Genomic DNA, 2,818 nt, shown 5'->3' on the forward strand with positions numbered 1-2,818 from the left:
GTGCCGCATCGCCAGCACCGACTTGATCACACCGGCGACTCCGGCGGCGTACTGGGTGTGTCCGATGTTGGACTTCACCGAACCGAGCCACAACGGCTGGTCCTCGGGCCGGTCCTGGCCGTAGGTGGCCAGGAGGGCCTGCGCCTCGATCGGGTCGCCCAGGGCCGTGCCCGTACCGTGCGCCTCGACCATGTCGACGTCCGCCGCCGACAGGCCGGCCGAGGCCAGTGCCTGTCGGATGACGCGCTGTTGCGACGGGCCGTTCGGTGCGGTCAGGCCGTTCGAGGCGCCGTCGGAGTTCACCGCCGAGCCCCGCACCACCGCCAGCACCTGACGGCCCTCCCGCACCGCGTCCGACAGCCGCGCCACGGCCAGCATCCCGACACCCTCGCCCCAGCCCGTGCCGTCGGCACCGGCCGCGAACGCCTTGCAGCGGCCGTCTCCCGCAAGGCCGCCCTGCCTTGAGAACTCCACGAAGGCCCCGGGGGTGGCCATGACCGTCACACCACCGACGAGGGCGAGGTCGCACTCGCCGCCCCGCAGCGCCTGCGCCGCGAGGTGCAGGGTGACCAGCGATGACGAGCACGCCGTGTCCAAGGTCACGGCCGGGCCCTCCAGGCCCAGGGCGTAGGCGATCCGGCCCGACATGACGCTGCCCGAAGCGCCGGTGAGCGCGTAGCCGCCGCCGGCCTCGGGCGAGCTCATGAGCACGGTCGTGTATTCCTGCGGTGTGCCGCCGACGAACACACCGGTGCGGCTGCCGCGCAGGGAGACGGGGTCGTAGCCGGCGCGTTCCAGCGCCTCCCACGACGTCTCCAGGAGCAGCCGCTGCTGCGGGTCCATCGCCAGCGCCTCACGCGGCGAGATCCCGAAGAACGCCGCGTCGAAGTCGCCCGCCTCCGTCAGGAAGGCCCCTTGCCGGGCTTCGCCGGAGCCCTCGATGAAGGCGTTCATGGCCAGTCCGTGCCAGCCGCGGTCGGCGGGGAACTCCTTCATCTCGTCGCGGCCTTCGACGAGCAGCCGCCACAGGTCCTCCGGCCCGTGTACCCCGCCGGGGAAGCGGCAGGCCATGCCCACGATCACGATGGGGTCGTCGTCCGTCGCCCGCAGGTCCGACACGGCGACTTCGGCGGCGCTGTCGAAGAGCTTCTCGTGCAGGTGTCCGGCGAGCCGGTGCGCGGTGGGGTAGTCGAAGACGATGGTGGCGGGCAGACGCAGGCCGGCGGCGGTGTTGAGCCGGTTGCGCAGTTCCATCGCGGTCAGTGAGTCGAATCCCAGGTCGCGGAACGGCTTGGTGGCCGTGATGTCGTCCGTCGTCGAGTGGGTGAGGACGATCGCCGCCTCGGCGCGGACGAGTTCGAGCAGCCGGTCGTGCTGTTCGGGCACGGTGAGCCCGGTGAGGGACTGCCGAAGAGCGGAGTCGCCGCCCGTCACGTCGTCCGTCGGCTCGGGTTCCTCGCTGAGGGCGCGGGCGACCTCGGGGATGTCCTCGATCAGCGGGCGGCGTCGGGCCATGGTGTAGCCGGGAGCGAACCGCGCCCAGTCCATGTCGGTCACGGTCAGCGCAGTCTCGTCATGCTCCAGCGCCTGCCGCAATGCCTCGACGGCCAGCTCCGGATCCATCTGCCGGACACCGCGCCGCTCCAACTGCTCCGCGGTCCCGTCGGTCGCCATGCCGGTGTCCTTCCAGCCACCCCACGACACCGAGGTCGCCACCAGGCCACGCGCCCGGCGCTCCCACGCCAGACCGTCCAGATACGCGTTCGCCGCCGCGTACGCGCTCGTTCCGGCACTCCCCCACACCGCGGCGCCGGAGGAGAACACGACGAATGCGTCCAGCTCCAGGCCGAGTTCGGCGGTCAGGTCGTCCAGGTGACGGGCGCCGAGGGTCTTGGCCGACAGCACCTTCTTGTAGTGGTCGGGCGTGGCCGCGGCGAGATCCGCGTGACCGGACACACCCGCGGTGTGGAAGACGGCGGTGAGCGGGTGTTCGCCGGGGATCGCAGCGATCAGGGCCGCGAGAGCGTCCCGGTCGGCCACGTCACATGCGGCGATGGTGACTTCGGTGCCCAGCCCACGGAGCTCTTCGGCGAGTTCAGCGGCTCCTTCGGCCTGCTCACCGCTGCGGCTGACCAGCAGCAGGTGCTCGGCGCCCTCCTTCGCCAGCCAGCGCGCCAGGTGCCCGCCGACACCACCGGTTCCACCGGTGATCAGTGCCGTACCCGAGGGGCTCCAGGTCCGTATCGGCGTCGGGTTGGTTCCCAGCGGGGCACGGACCAGCCGACGTCCGTACACGCCCGACGAGCGCACCGCGACCTGATCCTCACCCTCACCGGCCGCCAGCACGGCGACCAGCGAGGACGCGACCCGCTCGTCCCACTCCACCGGGACGTCCACCAAACCGCCCCAGCCGCCGGGGCGTTCCAGTCCGACGACCTGTCCGAAGGCCCAGACCTGCGTCTGCACCGCGGACACCGGATCATCGGCGCCCACCGCGGCAGCGCCCCGTGTCAGTGCCCACAGGGCAGCAGTCGACCCGCTGTCGCCGTGAGCCTGCACCAGCCGCAGAGTCGACTCAAGCGCGGACCCCTCGTCCCAGGCCAGGAGCGACACCACACCCGACGCGTCCGCCAGCACCGCCTGGTCGAGGTCCTCCAGTACGGACACCTCCGCACCGGCAGCCGTCAGCGCCTGCCGGACTTCCTCGACCGGCGCGTCACCACCGGGGGTGACGACCAGCCACGTCCCCGACAGCCGACCCGCCGACGGCACCGTCACCGAACGCCACACCGTCCGATAACGCCACGAATCCAGCACA

The 2,818-nt window shown here is 71.9% G+C and carries 1 pseudogene; it reads right to left on the reverse strand.

The annotated features are described in order from the left end of the window. Positions 1–2,814 (reverse strand): annotated as a pseudogene (locus POF73_RS45590) (type I polyketide synthase); the annotation flags it as partial. Between the last annotated feature and the right edge of the window lie 4 nt (positions 2,815–2,818).

The organism is Streptomyces sp. HD, assembly GCF_028369295.1.
GTDB lineage: Bacteria > Actinomycetota > Actinomycetes > Streptomycetales > Streptomycetaceae > Streptomyces.